The organism is Micromonospora sonneratiae, from assembly GCF_042679305.1.
Taxonomy (GTDB): Bacteria; Actinomycetota; Actinomycetes; order Mycobacteriales; family Micromonosporaceae; genus Micromonospora_H; species Micromonospora_H sonneratiae.
Map to the genome: position 1 here is coordinate 17,395 of NZ_JBHTMP010000028.1, position 23,163 is coordinate 40,557.

Annotated in this window: 21 protein-coding genes; 8 read left to right on the forward strand and 13 right to left on the reverse strand. The window is 69.0% G+C overall.

Annotated elements, in window-relative coordinates:
* Window positions 1-52: 52 nt before the first annotated feature.
* Window positions 53-604 carry a hypothetical protein gene (locus ACFQ4H_RS18765; protein ID WP_377572286.1) on the reverse strand — a complete coding sequence of 184 codons (552 nt, stop codon included), beginning with the start codon at window positions 602-604 and terminating at the stop codon, window positions 53-55.
* 131 nt (window positions 605-735) lie between these two features.
* On the opposite strand from ACFQ4H_RS18765, the gene ACFQ4H_RS18770 reads away from it, so the two are divergent.
* Together ACFQ4H_RS18770 and ACFQ4H_RS18775 are read left to right on the forward strand one after the other, a co-directional pair.
* Window positions 736-1,392 carry a response regulator transcription factor gene (locus tag ACFQ4H_RS18770; protein WP_377572287.1) on the forward strand — a complete coding sequence of 219 codons (657 nt, stop codon included), beginning with the start codon at window positions 736-738 and terminating at the stop codon, window positions 1,390-1,392.
* A 12-nt stretch (window positions 1,393-1,404) separates the two neighbouring features.
* Window positions 1,405-2,589: a sensor histidine kinase gene (locus tag ACFQ4H_RS18775; protein WP_377572348.1), complete on the forward strand. Its 1,185-nt coding sequence runs from the start codon at window positions 1,405-1,407 to the stop codon at window positions 2,587-2,589.
* 107 nt (window positions 2,590-2,696) lie between these two features.
* Here the strand turns inward: ACFQ4H_RS18775 and ACFQ4H_RS18780 are convergent, their stop codons facing one another.
* The 5 genes from ACFQ4H_RS18780 to ACFQ4H_RS18800 all read right to left on the reverse strand — a co-directional run bounded on the left by ACFQ4H_RS18780 (window position 2,697) and on the right by ACFQ4H_RS18800 (window position 5,208).
* Window positions 2,697-3,227, reverse strand: coding sequence for a nucleoside deaminase (locus tag ACFQ4H_RS18780; protein WP_377572288.1), 531 nt, complete (start codon window positions 3,225-3,227; stop codon window positions 2,697-2,699).
* Window positions 3,228-3,301: 74 nt separating this feature from the next.
* Window positions 3,302-3,862, reverse strand: coding sequence for a tRNA adenosine deaminase-associated protein (locus tag ACFQ4H_RS18785; RefSeq protein WP_377572289.1), 561 nt, complete (start codon window positions 3,860-3,862; stop codon window positions 3,302-3,304).
* Window positions 3,863-4,091: 229 nt separating this feature from the next.
* A complete protein-coding gene (locus tag ACFQ4H_RS18790; RefSeq protein WP_377572290.1) occupies window positions 4,092-4,259 on the reverse strand; it encodes a hypothetical protein in 168 nt (55 codons plus the stop codon).
* Window positions 4,260-4,392: 133 nt separating this feature from the next.
* A complete protein-coding gene (locus ACFQ4H_RS18795; protein WP_377572349.1) occupies window positions 4,393-4,788 on the reverse strand; it encodes a hypothetical protein in 396 nt (131 codons plus the stop codon).
* Between the two features lie 189 nt (window positions 4,789-4,977).
* A complete protein-coding gene (locus tag ACFQ4H_RS18800; protein WP_377572291.1) occupies window positions 4,978-5,208 on the reverse strand; it encodes a hypothetical protein in 231 nt (76 codons plus the stop codon).
* A 20-nt stretch (window positions 5,209-5,228) separates the two neighbouring features.
* Between ACFQ4H_RS18800 and ACFQ4H_RS18805 the strand changes: the two genes are divergently transcribed.
* The gene (locus tag ACFQ4H_RS18805) at window positions 5,229-6,302 is read left to right on the forward strand and encodes a PHP domain-containing protein (RefSeq protein WP_377572292.1); all 1,074 of its coding nucleotides are present in this window, start codon (window positions 5,229-5,231) and stop codon (window positions 6,300-6,302) included.
* Window positions 6,303-6,308: 6 nt separating this feature from the next.
* Here the strand turns inward: ACFQ4H_RS18805 and ACFQ4H_RS18810 are convergent, their stop codons facing one another.
* Window positions 6,309-7,331 (reverse strand): DMT family transporter, encoded by a 1,023-nt coding sequence (locus ACFQ4H_RS18810; protein ID WP_377572293.1) that lies wholly within the window; start codon window positions 7,329-7,331, stop codon window positions 6,309-6,311.
* Between the two features lie 155 nt (window positions 7,332-7,486).
* On the opposite strand from ACFQ4H_RS18810, the gene ACFQ4H_RS18815 reads away from it, so the two are divergent.
* Entirely contained in the window at window positions 7,487-9,157 is a 1,671-nt protein-coding gene (locus ACFQ4H_RS18815) for a DUF885 domain-containing protein (protein WP_377572294.1), read from the forward strand.
* A 218-nt stretch (window positions 9,158-9,375) separates the two neighbouring features.
* On the opposite strand, the gene ACFQ4H_RS18820 is transcribed toward ACFQ4H_RS18815, so the two are convergent.
* A complete protein-coding gene (locus ACFQ4H_RS18820) occupies window positions 9,376-10,545 on the reverse strand; it encodes a PorA family protein (RefSeq protein ID WP_377572295.1) in 1,170 nt (389 codons plus the stop codon).
* Between the two features lie 108 nt (window positions 10,546-10,653).
* On the opposite strand from ACFQ4H_RS18820, the gene ACFQ4H_RS18825 reads away from it, so the two are divergent.
* On the forward strand, window positions 10,654-11,856 hold the full coding sequence (locus ACFQ4H_RS18825; protein ID WP_377572296.1) for an acyltransferase family protein: 1,203 nt from the start codon (window positions 10,654-10,656) through the stop codon (window positions 11,854-11,856).
* On the opposite strand, the gene ACFQ4H_RS18830 is transcribed toward ACFQ4H_RS18825, so the two are convergent.
* Window positions 11,766-15,983, reverse strand: coding sequence for an alpha-(1->3)-arabinofuranosyltransferase domain-containing protein (locus ACFQ4H_RS18830; RefSeq protein WP_377572297.1), 4,218 nt, complete (start codon window positions 15,981-15,983; stop codon window positions 11,766-11,768). The genes ACFQ4H_RS18825 and ACFQ4H_RS18830 overlap by 91 nt on opposite strands.
* Before the next feature lie 150 nt (window positions 15,984-16,133).
* Here ACFQ4H_RS18830 and ACFQ4H_RS18835 point away from each other — a divergent pair, with 150 nt between their 5' ends.
* Window positions 16,134-17,324, forward strand: coding sequence for a glycosyltransferase family 4 protein (locus ACFQ4H_RS18835; RefSeq protein ID WP_377572298.1), 1,191 nt, complete (start codon window positions 16,134-16,136; stop codon window positions 17,322-17,324).
* Here ACFQ4H_RS18835 and ACFQ4H_RS18840 read toward each other — a convergent pair.
* Both ACFQ4H_RS18840 and ACFQ4H_RS18845 read right to left on the reverse strand, forming a co-directional pair.
* Window positions 17,309-17,506, reverse strand: a complete 198-nt coding sequence (locus ACFQ4H_RS18840; RefSeq protein WP_377572299.1) for a hypothetical protein — start codon at window positions 17,504-17,506, stop codon at window positions 17,309-17,311. The two genes, ACFQ4H_RS18835 and ACFQ4H_RS18840, sit on opposite strands and share 16 nt — an antisense overlap.
* Window positions 17,507-17,540: 34 nt before the next feature.
* Entirely contained in the window at window positions 17,541-19,214 is a 1,674-nt protein-coding gene (locus ACFQ4H_RS18845) for a hypothetical protein (protein ID WP_377572300.1), read from the reverse strand.
* A gap of 99 nt (window positions 19,215-19,313) precedes the next feature.
* On the opposite strand from ACFQ4H_RS18845, the gene ACFQ4H_RS18850 reads away from it, so the two are divergent.
* A complete protein-coding gene (locus tag ACFQ4H_RS18850; protein WP_377572301.1) occupies window positions 19,314-20,603 on the forward strand; it encodes a polysaccharide biosynthesis protein in 1,290 nt (429 codons plus the stop codon).
* A 16-nt stretch (window positions 20,604-20,619) separates the two neighbouring features.
* On the opposite strand, the gene ACFQ4H_RS18855 is transcribed toward ACFQ4H_RS18850, so the two are convergent.
* Window positions 20,620-21,147, reverse strand: a complete 528-nt coding sequence (locus tag ACFQ4H_RS18855; RefSeq protein ID WP_377572302.1) for a GNAT family N-acetyltransferase — start codon at window positions 21,145-21,147, stop codon at window positions 20,620-20,622.
* Between the two features lie 536 nt (window positions 21,148-21,683).
* Between ACFQ4H_RS18855 and ACFQ4H_RS18860 the strand changes: the two genes are divergently transcribed.
* A complete protein-coding gene (locus ACFQ4H_RS18860) occupies window positions 21,684-21,845 on the forward strand; it encodes a hypothetical protein (RefSeq protein WP_377572303.1) in 162 nt (53 codons plus the stop codon).
* 36 nt (window positions 21,846-21,881) lie between these two features.
* On the opposite strand, the gene nudC is transcribed toward ACFQ4H_RS18860, so the two are convergent.
* Window positions 21,882-22,790 carry an NAD(+) diphosphatase gene (gene nudC, locus ACFQ4H_RS18865; RefSeq protein ID WP_377572350.1) on the reverse strand — a complete coding sequence of 303 codons (909 nt, stop codon included), beginning with the start codon at window positions 22,788-22,790 and terminating at the stop codon, window positions 21,882-21,884.
* Between the last annotated feature and the right edge of the window lie 373 nt (window positions 22,791-23,163).

A 23,163-nucleotide genomic window follows, 5' to 3' on the forward strand; every position in this document is an offset into this window, starting at 1 on the left:
GCCCGCGCGAAGCGGCGCCGCCGCAGCGGCGTCGAACCGGCCTCACCAGGCGTCACTTGCCGCCCCCAGCCAGCTTCGGCAGGTACTGCTGGCACTTCTGCATCGCGGCCTTCAGGGTCGGATCGTTGAGGTCCTTGCTGCCGAACACGCCGGGATCGATCTTCAGCGACCCGTCCGGGGCCGGGTCGGGGAAGTCCGGAATTCCGTTCTCCCGCAGGCACTGGGCGAGTCTGCGCATGTTCTCCGCCTGCTCGGGGTCGAGCTTGCCCACCTGGCCACCGTTGGGCAGAAAGCTGCGGCATGCGTCCACCGCCGCCTTCACCTTCACCGCGTCGTTGCCACCGCCGACCCGGATCGTGCCGTTCTGGCCGCCCGGCACCGGGTCAGGCACGTCGATGCCGTTCTCCCGCATGCACCGGGCGAACCGCAACTGCTGGTCGGCCTCGCTCAACGCGGGCCCGTCGACCGAGGCGGACGGCTTCGCGCCGGCCGTACCGCCAGCGGTCGCCACCTGCTCCCCCGCTCCGGGCCGGCTACAGCCGGCCACCGCCAGAACGATCATCATGGGTACGGCCGTCATCCCGATCATCAGTGATCGGCGCATCTGACTCACTCCCTCCACGGGGCGGAACGGACCATCCGGCCGCCCCCTCCAGTCGACTCGGAGAGCGGTATCCGGGGCATAACCGTTGGCGTTAACGGCGGCGTTATCCCCATCCGGGTCACCATGGACCGGTGAGAGTTCTGGTGGTGGAGGACGAGACCCTCCTCGCGGATGCGATCGGCGAATGGTTGCGGCGGGAGGCGTTCGCGGTCGACCTGGCGTACGACGGTGCTGCCGCGCTGGACCGGCTGGGTGTCAACGAGTACGACGTCGTCGTACTCGACCGGGATCTCCCGGTGGTGCACGGTGACGAGGTCTGTCGGTCGATCATGGACGGCGGTGGGATGACCCGGGTGCTCATGCTGACCGCCGCGTCAGCCGTACGGGAGAGGGTGGCCGGACTGGCCCTGGGCGCGGACGACTACCTGGTCAAGCCGTTCGCTCTGGTCGAACTCTCCGCCCGGGTGCACGCCCTGGGCCGTCGCGCCCGGCCAGCCGCTCCACCCAAACTGACCCGGGCCGGAATCGTGGTCGACCCGAGCCGCCGCGAGGTCTACCGGGACGGCCAGTTCGTGGCACTGTCCCGTAAGGAGTTCGCGGTGCTGGCCGAGCTGATGCGCGCCGACGGTGCGGTGGTTTCCGCCGAGGAGTTGTTGGAACGCGCCTGGGACGAGCACATCGACCCGTTCACCAACGTGGTACGGGTGACCGTGATGAAGCTGCGCCGCAAACTCGGCGACCCACAGGTGGTCGAAACGGTGCCGGGAGTGGGGTACCACATCCCATGAAAGCGACTCACCATTCGTGCCCGACTCACCCTCGTCCACGGTGGCCTGTTCCTGCTCGCCGGGATCGTGCTGCTGGCGGTCACCTATGTGCTCGTCGAACAGCGTTTGCCCGGTGCGGTCACGCTCAGCGTGAGCGACATGAAGAAGTTCACCAGCGCGATGCCGCAGTCCGACCTCTCCCAGGTGAACGCTGCCGAACTGCGCCGCTTCCTGGAACGGCTACAGACCGACGTCCGGCAGAACACGCTGGACTCCCTGCTGACCCAGGGCGGTATCGCGTTGATGATCGTATCGGCCGCCGCTATCGCCTTCGGCTGGCTCATCGCCGGCCGGGCGTTGCAGCCACTGCACCAGATCACCGAGACGGCTCACCGGATCGCCGGGGCGGACACCGCAGGCCGGGGACTGCACGAGCGGATCGCGCTGGCCGGGCCCCGCGACGAGGTACGGAAGCTGGCCGACACCTTCGACCTGATGCTGGAACGGTTGGACCGGTCGTTCGACGGTCAACGACGCTTCGTCGCCAACGCCTCGCACGAGTTGCGTACGCCGCTGGCGATCAACCGTTCACTCATCGAGTTGGCCATCACCCGGCCGGGCGCTCCGAGTGAGGTCAGGCAGCTCGGCGAGGCGCTGCTGACGGTCAACGAACGCCATGAGCGGCTCATCGACGGTCTGCTTACCCTCGCCGACTCGGAGACCGAACTCGCCGAGCGGGTCGCCATCGATCTTGCCGAGGTGGTCGGGTACGTCATGGATCAGGCAACTGGTGATCTGGCCGTTCGCGCCACCCGAGGCCTGACGGTCGACCGCGACCTGGCTCCCGCAGCCGTCGTGGGCGACCCGATCCTGCTGGAACGGCTCGTCCACAACCTGCTGGAGAATGCCGTCCGACACAACACGCCGGGCACCGGGTGGGTGTCGGCGCGTACCGGGGTGGTCGACGGGCGGGCAACCCTGGTGGTGGCCAACACCGGGCCGGTAGTGCCCGGGTACGACGTGGAGACGATCTTCCTGCCGTTCCGCCGGCTACGCAACGAACGGCTCAGCGACGGCCAGGGGGTCGGCGGGCGCGGCTTCGGCCTGGGCCTGTCGATCGTGCGGGCGGTGGCCAGGGCGCATGGCGGCTCGGTCGAGGCCCGTCCACGTGACGGCGGTGGGCTGACCGTCACCGTATCGCTTCCTGCCGGCTCGTAACCGCCAGTCCAGCGGGTCGACCGACGATCAGCGGGGTCAGCGACAATCAGCGGGGCAGCGAAGGTCGCCGGGTCGCCGGTTCGCCGGTTCGCCGGTTCGACCGACGATCAGCGGAAGAACGCGCGGAGCAGGGCTGCGCACTCGGGCTCCAGGACGCCGCCGTAGACCTCGGGACGGTGGTTGAGCCGCCGGTCGCGTACGACGTCCCAGAGCGAGCCGACCGCCCCGGTCTTCGGTTCCCAGGCCCCGAACACCAGCGTGGAAATTCGCGAGAGCACCAGCGCCCCGGCGCACATCGTGCACGGTTCGAGGGTCACGACCAGCGTGCAGCCGTCCAGTCGCCAGGCCCCCAGGCTCGCCGCAGCTCGACGCAGCGCCAGGATCTCCGCGTGCGCGGTCGGATCTCCGGTGAGTTCGCGCTCGTTGCGCCCTACCGCAAGCTCCGCACCGTCCGGGCCATAGACGACCGCGCCGACCGGCACGTCCGCAGTGGTATCGACCGGGATACCCCTGGCCGTACCGACCGGGGCAACCTCGGCCGGCGGGGCTCCGGCCGAGGTGATCGACACAGCGTCAGCCACGCCGGGTACGCCGCTACCGGTCCCGTCGGCTGCCGCAACTTCCAGCGCGCGACGCATCCACCTCTCGTGGCGTAGACGTCGGCCAACCCACCCGGCATCACTCGGACCAAACCCGGAACCAGCCGCTTCGGTCACGCCTCGCGCAGTTCCTCGACCTCGTCGCCGCAGCCGATGATCTGGCACACCTCGGCTGTCACGTCGGCCGGCATCATGCCCTCGTGGGCGCAGAGCGCCAACAGCCGCTGAGGCGAGATCCCGAAATCGGTCAGCAGGTCGGCATCACCGATCGGGTCTGCGTCCGGGTCGGCCGCCGGCTCCTCGTCCTCCTCGTCGTCGTCATCCGACTCGTCGGAATCATCGGAGTCTTCGGACGACGAACTGGATGAGCCGGACGCCCCGTCGGCATCCAGAACCGAAGGCTGAAGATCACCGACCAGCAGTGCGCCGAGTCGGGACTCGTCGGCAAACGCCGAGTCACAGCTGAAGACGCGCAGGTTCTCGCCCTCGTCCAGGCGCAGGATCGTCAGATAGATGTCGTCGGCCTCGACGAAGAGGAGTGAGACGTCGGCGTCCGGGTCGACGTCACGCATCCGCTCGGCCACGTCGTCCAGGTCGACGGCCCCGCCCAGGTCGAGCTCGGCAGCCGTCCAGCCGTCCGCACCGCGTACCGCGGCCCCAGCGAAGTAGGACACGGTCCCCCCAATTACCCTGCGGCACACCACCGCTGACTTGTTTATTACGCGTGACGGTAACCGGTCGTGTCGGGGACTGGTCGGTCAACTCCCCGAAGGAGCCTGAGGGAATCGAAGAATCGCCGCTGACCAGGTCAAATGCCAAACAGGCATGATTACGCTCTGTGTCGCAGGCATCGCCGGACCGCTGCTGCCCGGAACACCCGGTGTCCGGGCGGCTGCCCGGAAGTTACCCGGCCAGGCGACGCCGGGAGTCGATCAGCTCGCGCAGTCGGTCAGCGCGGTGTCGCAGCGGACGCTCACGCTCCCGTAGCGCCTTGGCTCCGGCCAACTCGGCTAGGAGCTGTAACCGACGGCGGCTGCGTTCGGCGTCGGGCCGCTGCTCTATCCAGGCCATGAACCCGAGGGTGCCGAGTCACGGAGAGTTCGTCAAGCCTCAGGGCGGTACGACATCGGCCCGGCTTGCACCATCCGGTCGTACCGACCGGACGAGAGGGCACCGACAGGGCAAGAGCGGACAAAGTCGCAGGTCACCACAGTGGCCAGTTTCCGCTGGCCGACCAGCCGACCGCGACCGCCACGGTGGCGATGCTCCAGCCTGCCGAGGTGACCATCGCGATCCCCGCAGCAACGCCCCGGTCGCCCCACCGGACCAACGCCAACGAGACGAGCCAGGCCACGACACCGGCGAACAGGGTCCACCGTGCGTAACTGCCGAGGTCGGTGCCGAGCAACCCGAAGAACAGCAGCCAGGCCGCCGTCGCCCCGGCGCCGGACGCCAGGGCACCACCGCGTACGGGATGCGGTTCCCGATATTGCGGACGCTGCGGACCGGCCGGGAACACGGCATACGGAAGTGCGCCCGGCCGGGACGGGAAGAGCCCGGACGGAACGCGTCCCCCGGGCCAGTTCGGCCGGATCTGCATGTCCGGTCGCGGCTGGAACGCCGGCTGCTGCGCCATCGCCCGTCGCTCCTTCACTGGCGGGTACACCCTTCGTCGCAGCGTACCCGCCACCGCATCGGGTGCCCGCCATTCACCGTCCGGCACCCGATACTCGCCGGCTGGCACCCGATCTTCGCCGTCCGGTATCCGATTTTCGCCGGCCGGCACCCGCTATTCGATCAAGTCGAGCACCCTGAGCAGCGGCATCCGGCTGTTCTTCGCCAGCAGGCTTCCTTTGCCGATCTTGACCGGACCGCCGACGAAGACGAAGTCTCCTCGTACGGCCAGCCATTTTGGACAGTTGCGCAGGGAAAGGCCCCCTGATTTCGACTTCCGCGCGCGGACGAGCAGGCCGGACGGATCCAGCTGACCGTGCGTGTTGATCCTGAGCGGAATCGGCACCGGACAGCTACTGTCACCCCATGGCCGCCCGGGACGCGATCGCAGATCTTCGCCGGATCGCCTTTCTGCTGGAACGGGCCAACGAGGCGACGTACCGGGTCCGGGCCTTCCGATCCGCGGCGAAGACACTGGCCGGTCTGTCCGCTGACGAACTCGCCAGCCGCGCGAGGGCCGGCACCCTCACCGAACTCTCCGGCGTCGGCGAGGTCACCGCACGCGCGGTCACCGAGTCGCTGAACGGGGAGGAGCCGGTCTACCTGCGGCGGCTCGAAGCCACCGAGGGCACCGACCTGGATGCCGCCGCCACCGATCTCCGTACGGCGCTGCGCGGCGACTGCCACACCCATTCCGACTGGTCCGACGGGGGTTCCCCGATCGAGGAGATGGCGCTGGCCTCGGTCGAACTGGGCCACGAGTACCTCGTGGTGACCGACCACTCCCCCCGGCTGACGGTGGCCCGGGGCCTGACCGCCGCCCGGCTACGCCGCCAACTCGACCACATCGCCGCCGTCAACGACGCACTCCCCGACGGCTTCCGCATCCTGACCGGCATCGAGGTCGACATCCTCGCCGACGGGTCACTCGACCAGGACGACGAACTCCTGGCCCGGCTGGACGTGGTCGTCGGCTCGGTGCACAGCGGGCTGCGGGACGACAGCGCCCGGATGACCCGGCGGATGCTGACCGCGGTCGCGAACCCGCACCTGGACATCCTCGGCCACTGCACCGGACGGATGGTGTCGGCTCGACCGGTCGGGGTCACCGGACCGGGCGACCGGGGGCACCGCGCCCGTACCCGGCCGCCGAGCGACTTCGACGCCGACGCGGTGTTCGCCGCCTGCGCCGAGTACGATAAGGCGGTCGAGATCAACTCCCGGCCGGAGCGACAGGATCCACCGAAGCGGCTGATCCGGGTGGCGCTGGAGGCCGGTTGCCGGTTCGCGATCAACACCGACGCACACGCACCCGGGCAGCTCGACTGGCAACGTTTCGGCTGCCAACGGGCAGCGTTGTGCGGGGTGGAACCCGACCGGGTGGTCAACACGTGGTCGGCCGACCAACTACTGGACTGGACCGACGGCCACACCCGGTAGGCGCGCCTACGCCGTACCCCGCTCTGCCTCGCCGCCGCCGACGACGACGACCGTTCCCCGGCTCGCCGTGGCGGCGGGGACCGGTTCCTCGGGCGTCGGGCGGCGCGGCTGCGCAGCCCGGGCGAAGAGTCCCTGGGAGATCGCCACCCCGGTGAGCACGATCAGCGCGCCGACCGGCTGGTACCAGGCGATGTGCTCGTCGAGCAGCACGATCCCGATCACCACCGCGACCACCGGCATCACGTAGGTCACCGTCGACGCGGTGCTGGCACCGACAATCCGGATGTTGCGCATGTTGAGGACGTAGGCCAGTCCGGTGCCGAGCACCCCGAGGGTCAGGACGCAGCCGACGACCTTGGGCGACAGGCTGGTCGGCGCGGGTGGGGCCCCGGCGACCAGCGGCGCGACGATCGCCAACTGCGCGGTTGCCATCAGCAACTGGCCCGCCGACAGGGCGAGGCCGGACTCGGGCCGGTCCGCGACGAACCGTTTCAGGTACGGGATGACCAGGCCGTAGCACGCCGCCGCCGCGAAACAGAAGAGTTGTCCGGTGAACTGGGCACCGCCCACGCCCTGCCACACGCCGAGCACGACCAGCACCCCGGCGAAGCCGAGGGTCATGCCGACGGCACGGCGTACGTTCATCCGCTCGGTACGGAAGACCAGCACCGCCAGCGGCAGTACGACCAGGGGCGTGGTCGCGTTCCAGATCCCGGCCAGTACGGACGACACCCGCTGCTCGCCGTAGCCGAAGAGGGTGTACGGGACGGCGATGCCGATGGCCGCCGCCACGGCGAGATGCAGCCACAGCTTCGGGTCGCGGGGCAGCCGGTCCCGCAGCACGGCCAGCACCAGGAGCAGGGTGAGTGATCCGGTGGCCACCCGGGCAAGGGTGACGTAGAGCGGATGGAGTTCCTGGACGCCGACCTTGATGAACAGGAAGCTGGATCCCCAGATCAGGGCGAGGATCAGGAAACCGGGTAACCAGCTGCGTAGGCTGGCCTTGTCATGGGTGCTACCGGTAGTCACCCCTGACACTCTGCCGTAGCGGCAGGCTCGGAGTCGCGCGGTTATCGGCCGCCGCGTTCTAAGTGGTACATCACACAACGCCAACATGGTCGAATACCGACCTGCCGCAACCCGCTGCGGTGCAGCGCGAACCGTCCATCACGTAGGGTCGTGGGGTGGGACAAATCGATGACCTCGCGAACCACTACGTCGCCGACTGGGCGCCGCTCAATCCGACCGGCGCCACCTATGCCGGCATCAGTGGCTACGACGACCAACTCGGTGACCTGTCGCCGGCCGGTTACGCGGCACAGGCCGAGCTGACCCGGCGTACCCTCGCCAAGCTTGACGTCACCGAGCCGGAGACCGAAGCCGAGCGGACCGCCAAGGAGGCGATGCAGGAACGGCTGGGGCTGGAACTCGCCCGGTACGACAGTGGTGAGACGACCAGCGAGATCAACGTGATCGCCAGCGGTCTGCACGACATCCGCCAGGTCTTCGACCTGATGCCGACCGAGGGTGAGGAGGCGGTCAGCAACATCTCCGCCCGGCTCAACCAGTTCGCCGGTGCTCTCGACAGCCTGCGCACGACCCTGCGGACCGCCGCTCAGCAGGGACACGCGAGTGCCCGGACGCAGATGGTCGAAGTCGCCAAGCAGTGTGACATCTGGACCGACCCGAACGGCGACAACTTCTTCCATGGCCTGGTCGACCGGTTGGAGGCAACGGGCTCGCTGGCCGCCGACCTGCGCCGTGGTGCCGCTGCCGCCACCGCGGCAACAGCGCAGTTCGGCCAGTTCCTGCGTGAGGAACTCGCCCCGCTCGGCCGGGAGAAGCAGGCCGCCGGGCGCGAACGCTACCAACTCGCCTCGCAGTACTTCCTCGGCGCGAAGATCGACCTGGACGAGACGTACGCCTGGGGGTTCGAGGAGCTGGCCCGACTGGAGAGTGAGATGCGCGCGGTGGCCGCGCGGATCGTCGCCCCCGGGGCCAGCATCGACGAAGCCGTCGCCGCACTGGACGCCGATCCGGCCCGCAACATCCAGGGCAAGGAGGCGTTCCGCGACTGGATGCAGATGCTGGCGGACAAGGCGATCAGCGAGCTGCACGGCACCCACTTCGACATCCCGGAGCAGGTACGCCGCATCGAGTGCTGCCTCGCGCCGACCAGCGACGGGGCCATCTACTACACCGGACCGAGCGAGGACTTCTCCCGGCCGGGCCGGATGTGGTGGGCGGTGCCGCAGGGCATCACCGAGTTCTCCACCTGGCGCGAGGTCACCACGGTCTACCACGAGGGGGTGCCCGGGCATCACCTACAGGTGGCCCAGACGGCGGTCCGGGCGGACCTGCTCAACCGCTGGCAGCGGCTGCTCTGCTGGTGCTCCGGGCACGGCGAGGGCTGGGCGCTCTACTCCGAGCGGCTGATGGAGGAACTGGGCTACCTGGAGGACCCGGGCGACCGGCTCGGCATGCTCGACGCACAGGCGATGCGGGCTGCCCGGGTCATCGTCGACATCGGCATGCACCTGGAGCTGGAGATCCCGAAGGACAACCCGTTCGGTTTCCACCCCGGCGAGCGTTGGACGCCGGAGCTCGGCTGGGAGTTCATGCGGGCGCACTGCCGGGTGCCGGACGAGAACCTGCGCTTCGAGCTGAACCGCTACCTGGGCTGGCCGGGTCAGGCTCCCGCCTACAAGGTGGGCGAGCGGATCTGGCTACAGGCCCGCGAGGACGCCAAGGCTCGCAAGGGGGCCAGCTTCGACCTGAAGGAGTTCCACCGTCAGGCGCTCAACCTCGGCTCGCTGGGACTCGACCCGCTGCGGGCCGCCCTGGCCCGGCTCTGACCGGCGTCCCGGACAAACCCGGGGTGGTCCCGGCCAGCATCGTCTGGCCGGGAACCACCCCGGTTCCGTTTCCGGTGCCACTGTTTACGTTCCCGGTGCCACCAATCCCGTTTCCGGTGTCATCGGTCTCGTTTCCGGTGTCATCGGTCTCGTTCCCGGTGTCACTCAGCGAGTTTCATCCGGATGCACCGCTCAGTGGGCGGTGTTCAAGCTGTCGCTCATTTGGCCGGACCTTCGGCCCCAGCTGCACCACGCCGTTGATCCGGGACGGTCTTCTCGGTGGGCGAAGCTGGCAGGTCCACCAGGGTCGTAGCGTCGCTGGACGCCGAGCCGGTACCGGATTCCGCCGCGTCCACCTTGCCGCTGGCATGCCGTGGGCTCGTCCCGCCTCCCCCGTTGCGGATGACGAAGAGCAGCCCGACGACCAGGGCCACTATGCCGAGGACACCGAGACCGAGCGGCCCGTACAGGCCCACCAGCTGAAGCTGGGTCCGGGTCTCCTTCGCCTTCTTGACACTGTTGGTAATGGTGTCGTCGGTGTAGACGAAGTCCGCATCGAGTAGAACGGTCGTCGGTCCCACGTCGGGAACGAATTCCTTGTGCTGCTGCTCCCGCACCTTCACGTAGTTTCCGCTGACCGGTTCGACCCAGACCGTCCGGGTGTTGCGGTAGGTGACCTTACCGGTGGTGGCCCCCTTGGCAAACGCGTTCACCAGTACGCTGATTCGATCCGGACCGAGGTTGAGTGCTTCCTCCGGTATCACCTGCTCGAAACGGTACGCTTCGACACCCTTGATTTTCTCGGTGCCTTTGTACCGAATTGGCAGCGCCCGTCGGAGATCGCGATCGAAGTACTTGTAGTCCTTCTTCTCGGTTCGGAACGGGAACTTGTAGGTCTGCCCCTCGTAGGTGACCTTCGAGGGAACATCCGATTCCTGGAGCCACTGGCCGTCCCAGTTGGCGGCGGCTGCCGAGACCCGGTCCAGGGCGAGTTCGGTGCTGTACTGACTGATCACCGGCGTCGAGGCCTCGTTGGTCCACTGGACCGTGCCATAGACGTCCCAAACTACCGCCTCGCCCTGCAGGTTCTTCGGCAGTTTGTCGGCGGTCAATCTCACATTGGGCACGACCTCCGTGGTCGAGCGCAGGTCACCACGCCGGATCTCCGAGTTCTCCTTGATCTGCAGGAAGGTTGCATCCTTGGCTTCGGCCACCGATGCCTTCAGGCAGCCCTCCCGGTTCTTCGGCTGATTTCCTCCAGGCTCACAGGCCGTCAGATCGTACGGCAGTTTGGTGACGGCTGGCGCGACGAAGAAGGCCAGCCCAACAGCTGCGGCCAGGAACAAAACGCCGATACCGAACAACAGAACACCCAGGCGAGACTTCACTGATCCTCCCAACAATGCAGTTGGCCGGTATCGAGAGGGCGGCCCGATGCCTACCATTGGCGGCAGGTTACTACCGAGTCACATCGACCGCGACCCCCTGGACGGCTGATGACAGATTTGATGTCCACGCCCGACGGTCCACAGCGCCTGCCCGCCCTCGACGTACTCCGGGTGGTCGGGGCGCTGGCGGTCGTGGGCCACCACGTCGGGTTCGCCACCGGTGCCACCATGAACGCCACCTGGGGCGGCTGGCTGGCCCGACTCGACGTCGGTGTCGCCCTCTTCTTTGTCCTGTCCGGGTTCCTCCTGTTCCGCCCCTATGCACACGCCATCGCCACCGGCACCCGCCGGATCGGCGTCCGCAGCTATCTCTGGCGCCGAGCACTCCGCATCCTGCCGGCGTACTGGCTGACGGTGGTCGTCTGCCTAACGGTGCTCCCGCAGAACAGGTCGGCTTCCGCCCTCGACTGGCTCCGGCACCTCACCCTCACCCAGATCTACCAACCCGCAAAGCTGCGCCTCGGGCTGAGCCAGACCTGGAGCCTCGCCACCGAGGTGGCCTTCTACGTGTTGCTGCCGCTGCTGGCGTTCCTGGCGCTCGGCCGCCGCTGGCGGCCCCGCCGGGCTGCCGCCATCGTCGCCACCGGCCTGCTCGTCACCGCCGGCTGGCTCACCGCGATGGCACTCGGTCAACTCGACATGGGCCTGCACACGATGTGGCTGCCCGCCTACGGCGGCTGGTTCGCCGGCGGCATGGTCCTGGCGGTGGCCCACGTCGCCATCCGGACCAACAGCGCGCCACCCCGTTGGCGGATCCTCGACGAGTTGGGGGCCGCGCCACTAACCTGCTGGGCGATTGCCGTCGGGCTCCTCGCGACCGCCACCACACCGGTCGCCGGCCCCCGTGACCTCGCCGAGCCCACCGCCGGGGAGTTCGCCGTCAAACTCGTGCTCTACCTGGTCATCGCGCTGATGGTGCTGCTGCCACTCGCCTTCGGCCCACCCACGCCGGCCAAGTCCGTCTCATCCACCGGGGTCGCCCGCTGGCTCGGCACCATGTCCTACGGATTGTTCCTCTGGCACCCTCTGGTGCTGGAGTCCATCTACGCCCTCGGCGGGCGGCAGCCGTTCACCGGTGACCTGACCACCACGTTTCTGGCCACCGCCGCCGGTGGGCTGACCCTCGGCACCATCAGCTACTACGCGGTCGAGCGTCCCTTTCAACGGTTGGCCCGGAGTCGATCAAGTCGAAGGCCGGGTACGAAGGTCGAGAACCAGAGCGCGGTGGCGGTACCCAGCGCGGCCAACTGAGCCACTGTCGACGGGTAGCCGTCGAGGCTGTCCAGAGCTGCCCACCCGGCCAGTCCGAAACAGGCCACCGGAAGCCACAGCGATGCTGGTCGAGCGAGTCGGTCGAGCCGATGACGCTCGACCAGCATCGGCGGCAGGAGTTGGTAGCCGAGGAGCACGACCGCCCCGAGCAGCGCCAGGCCGACCGCTGCGGTGCCGCCCACCGACAGCAGTGCCACCCCGCCGACCGCTGCGGGCAGCACCAGGCCTCGCCGACGTCGGGATCCTCCCCGTACCGGTGGTGGGGGCGCCTTACCACCATGACGGGACGGCAGCACCGCCAACAGCACGACCACCGCCAGCACTCCGGCGCCCCCGGTCAACGCCGTCCGGTACGCACCGTCGGGCGTGAAGCGGAGCACCACCTCACCGGTAACGCCGGCCGGCACGATCCAGCCCTGTTGCCAGCCGTCCAGTGTGATCGGCGTAAGGGTGATCCCACCCGCTGTCGCCTGCCAACCCCTGTTGGCGTTCTCCCGTAGGGCCAGCACCCGGTCCACCGGGTGGTACGGCAGGTCCAGCCGGCGAACGGTGGCCGACCAGTCGTCGACGCGTACGAGGCTGCGGGCGGAGAGGGGCCTGGTCGGTCCGCCCCCGGTTCCCGGGCCGGCCGTCGCGTCCGGGGTCAGCCCGACCTCGGTCGGCACGGCCAGCCGACTGGCTGTCACCACCAGGCGGAATTCGTCCGCCGGCAGCAGGACCGGATCGTTCCGGTCGGCACCGCAGGGCACCGCCTCGACATCCCGCAGTTCCAGCAGATCCTGTCGGCTGGCCACCAGTGACGTGCTGCGCCGTACCCCGGCGACGTCGATGGTCGGTCCACTACCGCAGGGCAGCGTGACCACCTTCGCGGGATCGGCCCGGATGACCGGGGCCTCGGGCAGGGCGGTCAGTTCGCCGACCGCGACGGGCAACGTCGACGACCGGTTGTCGTACGGGTCGTGCGACCGGGCCGGCTCCCGGTCGGCGATCAGCACCGTGAGGTCGTCGGTCCGTAGTGGCTTCTCGAACATCAACGTGCCGTCGGGACTCAGCACCCCACCACGTACGCCGCTGTCGCCGATGACCTCGACCCGCCAGGGACGGGCCGCCGCCACCCGGTGGTCGAGGGTGAGCCGGACTCCGGTCACCTCCCGTGGCGACGGCCAGGTCAACCGGAGCCATGGGCGCTGGTCGTCGTCTGCGGCGTACCAGGAGGTGGCCGGGTCACCATCGACGACGGCACCGGGCCGGGCGGCCGGGTCGGGCACATCCGCACTGGAAGCGGTCACGGCCGGCGCTCTCGTCAAGGTCACGGCCAGCCTCCCACCCGCGTCGAGCAGCGCGTTCAGTGCCGGGCCGGGACGCGGTCGCGCCCACACCCGGGGCAGGTACGCGCTGGCGGCACCCAGCCGTACGGTGCGGTCGATCCGGTCGCCGTCCTCGGAGGCCCGGCTCAGGTGGTCGGCGCAGATGGGTCGGCCCTCGTGGAAGAAGCAGGAGGCAACGCTGGGAGCGGCGGCGAACACCATGGACGCGGGTTCGCTGGCGACCGGCGCAGCCGGCATCGTCAGGGTGCGTTCGGCCCTGACGCCCGGGATCTCCAGTTCCCTGATACCGACGCCACCGTGCCCGATCCGCATGTCGAGCACGCTGTCGATCGTCACGGTGAGCCAACGTACGGCGTGACCACCGGGAAGGGAGACGACCACGGTGTCGCCGGACACCGCTGCGGTGACACCTTCCCGGCCGGTGCTCACGGTGACCCTGGTGGGTGCCGAGTCCGCGCCGAGGTCGAAGGTCAGCCGGACGGCGGAGACCACCTGTGGCGTCTCCAGTTCCACCTCGAACCACTGGTCGGTGGCGACCGTGCCCGGCGCGGACCGCCATGACGTTTCGGGATCGCCGTCGAGTGCGGCATAGGGCTGGTGGGCCGGACGTCCCCCGCTCAACGGCAGTGCCTCGGCGAACGAACTCGACGCGGTCACCGACCGGATGCCGTGATAGTCGACCACCGTGGTCTGGTCCGCACCCCAGTCGGGTAGGTAGTCGTGGGCCGGGGCGGCCAACCGCCACGGCTCGGTGGCGGTGAGGGTGGCCGAGCGGTTGTCCTGCGACCGGCCGAACGACACCTCGCGTCGGCGCAACCCGTCGGTGACCGCCACCGGGCCGGCGACCAGCCTGTCCGGCCGGTCGCCGGCAAGCACGGTGGGTGCGGCCGTGAGCTGCCCGGTGGCCGCCATGTTGAGCAGGGACTCGGGGCCACCGACCACGGTCGTGACGGCATCCGCGTCGTACGCCACCACCGGATCGACCGATCGGTTCACCTCGTACACCTGGAGGGTGCGTACCGGCACGTCGAGACCTCGATCGACGAAATTCCCGGGTAGGTGGCCGCCGCCGACGGTGGGACCGAAGCCGGTCACCGGCCGGATGCCCGGCGATCGGGCGAGTGCCTGCTGGACCCGTACCGGCTGGGCCGCCCCGGACCGTCCGTAGTCGAGGTCGGAACGGACCAGCAGGTACCTGATGCCGGAGCGGGCCAGCAGGTCGGCCAACCCTCTGGAGCCGTTGCCGTCGGCCAGCGTCGATTCGATGACGTCGAGCAGCCGGATCGTCATCGGCGGGGTCAGGGGGATGGAACTGCGTACGCCCCACCGGCTCTCCAGCAGCGGTTGGGTGATCTCGTCGCTGGGGCTTCCCCAGAGGTAGCGCGGAAACCTGGCTGCGGGTACGACCAGCACGTGCTCCTGGTCGAGGTGCTGGTCGAGCCAGGTTGCCGCAGCCCGCCAGTAGTCCGGGACGTTGAAGTAGCTGCCCGGTGTGGTCAGCCCGCCGGTGAGCGCGGGACTGGCGATCGCGAGGACGGCGGCAATTGCCGACATGGTGACGGCGATGGAGCGCCGCCGGGCCGGTGGTGCCGGCTGCGGCACCGCGCCCGGGTCAGCTGCGGTACGGCGGGCACCGGCGACGCTGGCGGCGCGGCCGAGGACCCCGATCAGATGCGCCAGCCCCAGGATGAGTGGAAGCCGCAGTACGACGTCGAACTTGTGCACGTTCCGCAGTGGTGCGCCGGCACCGTCCAGGAAGTCCTGTTGAAGTTCGGCGAGGAAGCCGCTGACCGGACCGACGTGGCCGAAGCCCACCAGCGCGATGCCGACCAGCAGGCCAGTGATCAGAAACCGCCGGTGTGGCATCCCGGGCCGGGACAGGCCGACCAGGCCCAGGGCCGCGACCGCCAGGGTGGCGACGACGAGAAGTGTCCCGGTCGCCAACTGCCATCCGGCCGGCCAGGCCGGACCGTGCGCACCGGTCAGGTACGCATGCCAGTGTGAGGCGCCGCGAAGGATGGTGACCAGGTCGGTCGGTGCGGTCGTCACCTCCGCCGTTTCGATGTACTCCAGGAACGGTGGGCTGTAACGGCCGAGGAGCAGCAGCGGCGCCACCCACCAGACGGTGGCTGCGGCCACCGCCAGGCACCAGGCGAGCAGCGCCCTGGCCCGTAGTCCCGCCGGTCGCAGCCCGAGCAGCCACAGCCCGGCCAATGGCACGACGGCGAGCACGGCTGTGGCGTTCACCCCGCCGGCGCAGGCGACGACGAGGGCCGACCGGGTCACCGCCCGGCGCAGTGGCTCGCCCTTGGCCAGCCCGATCAGTGGCACCAGCACCCATGGCGCGATCGCACTCGGCCAGGCCTCGACCGACACCGGACCGAGTTCGGTGAGGATCCGCGGGGAGAGGGCGAAGGCGGCACCGGCAACCAGCCGCGCCACCGGTGTGCCGATGTTGAGCCGATCGGCCAACCGGACCACGCCGGTGAAGGCCACCGACATCAGTAGCGCCCACCAGAGACGTTGGACCACCCAGCCGGGTATCCCGAGCCAACTGCCGACGAGGAAGAACGGCCCCATCGGCCACAGGTAGCCGTACGCCTGGTTCTGGAGTTGTCCGAACGTTCCGGCCGGGTCCCAGATGTGCAGCGCCCGGGCCAGCCAGCCGGCCGGGTTCACGACCAGGTCGACCTTGGTGTCGAGGGCGACCATTCCCGGGTCCTGGAGAAAGGCCAGGGCAGTGAGGAGGACGCAGACGGCCGCGACGCGCAACCGCATGACCGGCTTCGATGCGGCCACGGAACCCGCCGGCGGTTGCGATGTAGCGCGTTCCTGCCGCATCTCGTCTCCGTTCTGCCATTGCGATGTCACTCGGCGACCCCATAGTGTGACGCAGATCGCGAAGACTACTCGCGAGTAGGAGTAGACGTGGACTATCGCGCTGCCCAATCCAGACACGTACTTTTTCTCAACTGGCGGGACACACGGAACCCCGAGGGTGGAGGCTCAGAGGTCTACGTGGAGCGAGTGGCCGGCGAACTGGTTCGCCGGGGCCATCTCGTGACCCTCCTCTGCGCCGCCCATGTGGCGGGTCCCGCCAACGAGGTCACCGGTGACGGCGTACGGATCCTCCGTCGGGGCGGGCGGCACACCGTGTACCTCCGCGCCGCCCTGACGTACCTCGCGGGCTTCTTCGGATTCGGCCAGCTCGCCCGCCGTCGGCTCGGCCGCCCCGACGTGATCGTCGATGTCTGCAACGGGTTGCCCTTCCTCTCCCGCCTGTATGCCCGTCGTCCCGTCATCGCCCTGGTGCATCACATCCATCGCGAGCAGTGGCCGATCGTGCTCGGCCCGTATGCCGCCCGGTTCGGTTGGTGGGTCGAGTCGAAGCTCGCCATCCGGCTCTACCGGAGCTGCCAGTACGTGACCGTTTCAGCGGCAACCCGGGACGAGCTGGTGGAACTGGGCGTAGCAGCCAATCGGATCAGCATTGTCCACAACGGCACTTCCCGACCTACCGAGCCACCGGCAACCAGGACACCGCAGCCATCGTTGGTGATGCTGGGCCGCCTGGTTCCACACAAGCGGGTGGATGTGGCGATCCGGACCGTCGCCGCACTGGCCGACACCTTCCCCGGGCTGACGCTGGTCGTCGCAGGACAGGGCTGGTGGGAGCCACATCTGCGAACGCTTGCCGCAGAGTTGGCCATCACCGACCGAGTGCGGTTTGCCGGCTTCGTCACCGAGCAGCAAAAACAGACACTGCTCAGCGAGTCCTGGGTGGCGCTGACCCCCTCGTTGAAGGAGGGCTGGGGACTGACGATCGTGGAGGCCGGGGCGGCTGGTACGCCGACAGTGGCTTTCCACGGCGCGGGCGGGGTCGCCGAAGCCCTGAGCGACGGCGTCACCGGCCTGCTGGCCGTAACCGAGGACGACTTCACCGACAAGGTACGGACACTCCTGGCAGATCCGGCCCGCCGGGAGGAAATGGGCGAGGCCGCCCGCGTCTACACCGCCAGATTCACCTGGCCCGTCGCCGGCGAGCAGTTTGCAGCCCTGGTGGAGAGGGCTGCTACTGCTCCCGCGCCAACGGTGTTGAAGCCCTACCTGTTGCCGTAGGTCTGTGGGTACTGCTGGGTACCGGTGTCGGTGGAACCACCCGTCTCAGCCGAGGCCGGGCTCACCTTCTTGACCGCATCCTGCGGGCTGACGGTCAGGGTTTCGGCCAGGGCAGCCGAACCGATCAGGCCGATGGCGGCCGCGACCACTCCGGCGAGGAGCAGCGGAATAGCTTTGCGCATCTCATGTCCTCCTCAACTGACGCGTGGCGGCACGTTACCACGCAGTAGCGGTTCGACGAAGGCCGACGACAGCGAGGACCGTCACTGTCAACGCCAGCATTCCGGCGACGACGACCAGGGAACTCCGCAGCGGAGGCGGCGGTGACGACCGCGCGGCCGAAGGGTTCTCGTAGAGGGTCAGATGCTCACCGGACCGGACCAGTCGTAGCCCGTCGAGCACGGCGGAACCGGGCTCGGGTCCGACCCGGTGCTGGACGACGACCCACCGGGCACCGGTCAGCGATACCGGTGCTCCTCGGGCGATCAGATCACGGACCGCGGCAGCCTGACGATTCTCACCGGCCACCACGAGACTGCCGACGACCAGAGTGTCGTCGATGACCACTTCGGCGTCCACGAACCGGGGCAGCGGATCGAGGACCGTCCGGCCGGCATTCCAGTCGTATCTCCGGTAGGCGCTCATCGGCAGGGACAGCACCGGGCCGGGCCGCTCGTTGATTTCCCGGGCCACCGCATGCCAGTCGGCCGGGTAGCGAACCGGGGAGATCCGGCCGGCACCGCCGAAGGCAAGATCCGGCATGACGATCACGGGCAGCAGCAGGGCGGTGACGAGCACGGCAGGCGCGGCAGCGCGGTACCGCCGGCGGGCAAGAGCGTCAGCCAGCCGTTCCGCCCCGAGCGCGGCACAGACGACCAGCAGCAACGTGTACGGAAGCAGAAACTTCGTACCGTCCCGGAACAGGCCCCCACCGGGCACGTTGGCCACTGTCCACTCCAACAGGTGGGCCGCGCCGGGGACCACCCCGAGTGCCGAGACGGCGAATCCACCACCGGCCAGCACCAGCAGCCGGGTGGCCGTACCGGATGACCAGCGCCGACGCAGGACGGTAAAGCCGATCACCGCCAGCGTCAGCAGAATCCCGGTCGCCAACGGCGCGAAGGCCGACGCCCGGCTCGGCAACGTGGTCTCGGCGTTCCAGATACCACCGGTCGCCAGGAGCGCGCCTGTCGAACCGCTCCAGTTCTGTGCCCGCGCGGCAAAGGCCGCCACCCCGGTCAGGTCGCTGCGACCGTCAGCGGTCGTCACCAGGGCCGCAGCCAACCAGGGGCCGTTGAGCACGGCAACACCGGCGATGGCCAGCCACCCCGTCCGGTTGAACTTTCGACCCGCCACCAGGACGACGGTGCTGGCCAGCACAAGAAGGCCACCGGTGGGTGTGATCGCAGCGGGCGCGGCGGCAACCAGGAGCCGGGGCAGCGCACCTGGGCGCTGCTGCCGTACCCCGATCGACGCCGCAACCAGCCAGGGCAGACCGGCGTACGCCAGGAGCAGTCCCCAGTGTCCGATCAGCAGTCGCTCGGCCAGGTACGGCGTCCAGGCGTAGCCCAGTCCCGCGACCAGCCGAGCCGTCCGGTGCTCGGCCGGAACCAGCCGACCGGCACCGACCACGGCCAGGAAGATGGCAGCCGCGAGCACCATCCGCTGAAACAGCCATCCCGGTATCAGTTGGGTGGCAACCGAGACGACCGCGTCCAACGGCACGGCGCGGGGCAACGAGTCCGTCGGAACGATCAGATCCCATCGAAGCGGCTGGCGCGGCACGAACACCATGTCGTATCCGAGCGCATAGCCCGGGGCGGCCAGTGGAGCGAGAATCACCAGCGTCGCCAACGTCGCAGTCACGTAGAGCGACCGGCGGTCCCGCATCACCGGCCTCCTCACTACGCTGATCGAAGCGGTACGAACAGTGGCGACACTCTACGTGCCCGCCCGCGTCCCCCGAGCCGGCAACCGACATGGAGCGGCATGACACAGCACACCCGGAGCAGCCCCGGGAACCGCACCAGCACCGGTCGGCTGGGCATCGCCGGTGCAGCGGTCACGGTCGCGGCGATGCTGACCAACGGTCTGGCATACCTGGTGCCGATGCTCGGTGCCCGGCACCTCACCGCCGCCGATCTGAGCGCACTGGCCACGGTGCTGGCGCTTACCGGCATCGCCGGGGTACCCGGCCTGGGACTCCAGATCGCCATCGCGGTACGCCGGGCCCGGCACGGCCACGTTCCGGCGGCCCGGGTCGCGGTGACGACCGCTGCGCTCACCGGCGGCGTCCTGGTCGTGCTGTCCCCGCTGCTGATGGCGTTCCTGCAACTGACCGTCGAACTGGCGGCACTGTTGACGGCGATGACCGTGGCGGTCGTACTTTCCGGCCGATGGCTCGGTGAGCTCCAGGGCGACCAGCGTTTCCTGCGGCTGGCGGCCGGCATGGCGGTCCTCGCCGTCGGCCGGTACGGCGGCGTCATCGTCGGCCTGCTCCTGGGGGCCGGGCTGCTCCGGTCGCTGCTGGCCGGTGTCGTGGTCGGCTGTCTCTTCCTACCCGTCCTCGCCTGGCTGGCCGCGCCGACGCCAGCCGCCGCCGAGCGAACGCCGTCCGCCACCGAGCCGACAGCGGCTGCCCCGATCGATGCTGCTGGCCCGGTGACCAGCCCCGGTCCGGCGCTACGGGCCCGGGAGGTACTCACCGCCAGCAGCGCGACCCTGGCCATGCTGACCGTGTCGTACGCCGACCTGATCCTGGCCCGCCAGTTACTGCCGGTCGCCGGGTCCGGGGCGTACGCCGTAGGGACGGTTCTCACCAAGGGCGCGCTCTGGGCGCCGCAGGTGGTCACCGTACTCGCCCTGCCCAGACTGGCGAACGGAGACCGGCGGACCCGGTCCGTGGCGCTGGCGGTCACCGCCGCCTGTGGCGTCGTACTCGTTGTCGCATCGGCACTGGCCGGAGGGTTCGCGTTCCAGCTCGCCGGCGGTGCCGACTACGTCCACCTGGGCGGTTACGCCCCGTTCTTCGCCGCGACCGGCGCCCTCTACGCACTCGTGTTCGTGCTGGTCAACGCCCGTGTCGCGGCCGGAGCGCGACGGCCCGCCGGTCCACTGTGGTTGGCCACGGGCGGGCTGGTCATCATCGCGACGCTGGTAGCGCCGCATACCTTCGCCGGCATCCTGGGCAGTTCGCTGGCGATGGCGGCGGTGACCGTCGTGCTGCTCGCCTGGCTGACCCGACGATCATCCGACTCCCAGGCCCAGATGTCCCACTGACAGCTCTTTGCCGAGATCAGTACGTCTGAATCTCTCTCCTCGCCATCTCGGATGGTGTGGTCGTCGCGGGCTCGTCGAGGCGCAGGATCGTCTCCTCGATCTCCGTCTTCCGGCCGTTGGCGAACGAGATCTCGGTGCCGATGACGGCGAACCCTGCTCTTCGCAGCACCTTGAGCGATCCCACATTGTCGCTGGCGGCCCGAGCGAACAGAGGCCGGACGGAAATCGTCTCGAGGAGCAGGGCGAGCGCTCGGCTGGCGATGCCCTGCCCCCAGGAGGCCCTGTCGATCCAGTACGTGACCTCGGTGTCGCCCTCAATGACGAAGCTGGCGATGCTGCCGACGAGGCGTCCATCAGCCGTGATCGCACGATTGGTGACCCCAGGCGACATCCTGACCTTCGCCATGTGGGCATCGAACGCGGTGCGGTCGTCAGGATCGTCGGCCGTGAAGGCGGCCATCCGTACCGACTCGGGATCGCGTCGCTGCTCGAACAACGCATCGAGGTCGGAGTCGTTGATCGGCCGAAGCGCCACCTCAATCACAGGTACCTCCTAGACGAGTACTTCCGAAATCTGGCCGGTTCCCGGCGGTCAGGGGGAGGCCGCCGTAGAGGCTGTCGAGTTGCCTCGTCCACGCTCCCGCCTTTCACCCCGGTCTACCCCGGCACCTGGCGGGCGCTCTCGCGGATGGACATCGCCCTGGACAAGGAACCTCCCGAGACGACGCACGCCGATGCCAGCAGCCTGCCCTGAGTTCGATCCCGTAGCGGTCGGCCGCCTCGCGCGAATCCTGACCGCCGATGTCGCAACGGCTTGCCCCGCCTGTGCGCCCAACTCGACAGCCAGCAGACCTCCTCGCCCCCGGCATCGGCGGCGGAAACAACAACAGTTACGCGACACCCGACGAGTAGTCACGAAACCCGGCCAGTGGCCGTCGACGGCCAGGTCCAGCACAACGAGGCTCGCGCGATCGCACTGAGGCTGCGTTGACGGTCCGACGGGTGATACCTCATGTCGCGATGCGCCCGCTGTGGCTGTGTCGGAATTGCGGTGCCGCGTGGCCCTGGCAGCCAGCGCGATTGGCTCTGCTGGTCGAGTACCGCCACAACCGCACGGCCCTACTGATCTACCTGGGCGTCCTCATGGCCGAGGCCGCCGAACAGCTTGGCCAGCTAAACGAACATGCCGTACCGGACAATTTGCACGAACGCTTTCTGGCCTGGGCCCGCGTACGGACCTGATCGTTACTGAGCTGACGGCGTCGCGAGCCAGCCGGCTCAGTCCTCCTCGGCCAGCCAGGTCCGGAGCAGGTAGTGATCGATGGAGTCCGGCCGACCGAGCCGGTGGCCGGCAGCCGTCCGTTCCCGTAGCTCACTCCTGGTAAACCAGCGCGCCTCCACCAGTTCGTCCTCGTCGACGCAAATCCCCTCGTCGGCGGCAACGGCCCGGAACCCGACCATCAGGCCCGCCGGAAAGGGCCAGGCCTGCGAATTCTGGTACGTCACGGTCGTCAGTCGTACGCCCGCCTCTTCGGCGACCTCACGGCGTACCGCGTCTTCCAGACTCTCCCCGATCTCCAGAAACCCGGCCAGGGTCGAGTACGCCCCTTCGGGTGCCCCCCGGTGTCGGGCCAGCAGGCAGCGGTTCGGGGTGCCGGGAGCCTCGACGAGGACGATGACGGCCGGCTCGATACGTGGGAAGAGCAGCCGGGCGCACTCCGTACTCGAACAGGCACGTAGATGCCCGCCGTTACGACTCTCGGTCGGGGCACCGCAGCTGCCGCAGAAACGCTGGTGTCTGTGCCAGTAGAGAAGACCCCGGGCGTGTGCCTGGACGGCCGCCTCGGTCGGGGTGAGCGTCCCGACCAGGGCGCGTACGTCCCGGACCCCGTCGGCACCGGCCAGTTCCACCGCCCGGTCCATGGTCAGGGTCGACAGGTCGGCGGCGAACACGTCATCGCCCCCGTCCGAGCCCAGGTACACCAGTTCGTCGGCTGCGCCGATCACCTCGATTGCCTCGGTGCCCGGCAACCGGAGCGGGGTCGACGGCTCTCCTGACACCAGGCACTGGTCCCGCCACAGCAGGATCACCCGAGCGGTCGGACCAGCCAGGGTCGACGAGATCCAGTCCGGGTCCGTACGCAATCCACTGGACCGGTCGAGCCAGCCACCCCCGTACGTCAGCATCTGCTCCGCTAGCGACACGCGTCCCACGATTCCATGTTCCGGGGCTGGTACGGAGGCGGGGTGGGTCACGATGGTTGCCGTCGCCCCGAACTTCGGATTCACCATCGGCTGTCGAGCGTTCACGAACGCCTTGAGGATCACCACCCCGCCACGGAGAAGCGGCAATATCCCGAACGCATCAGCAGAATCCCGATGACGACGTGGGCCCCACCTTTCTTCTTCACCGCTGGTGGCGGCATCGGACGCGGATTGACTACCCATGGTGACTGACTCCCTGGGGTTACCCGGCGGGATACGGAGTTGCCTGCTGACCGGACAACGGGTGTCCTCTGTGTAGTTGAACCTGGGTCCGCCCTCGGTCCCGGAAGAGCCC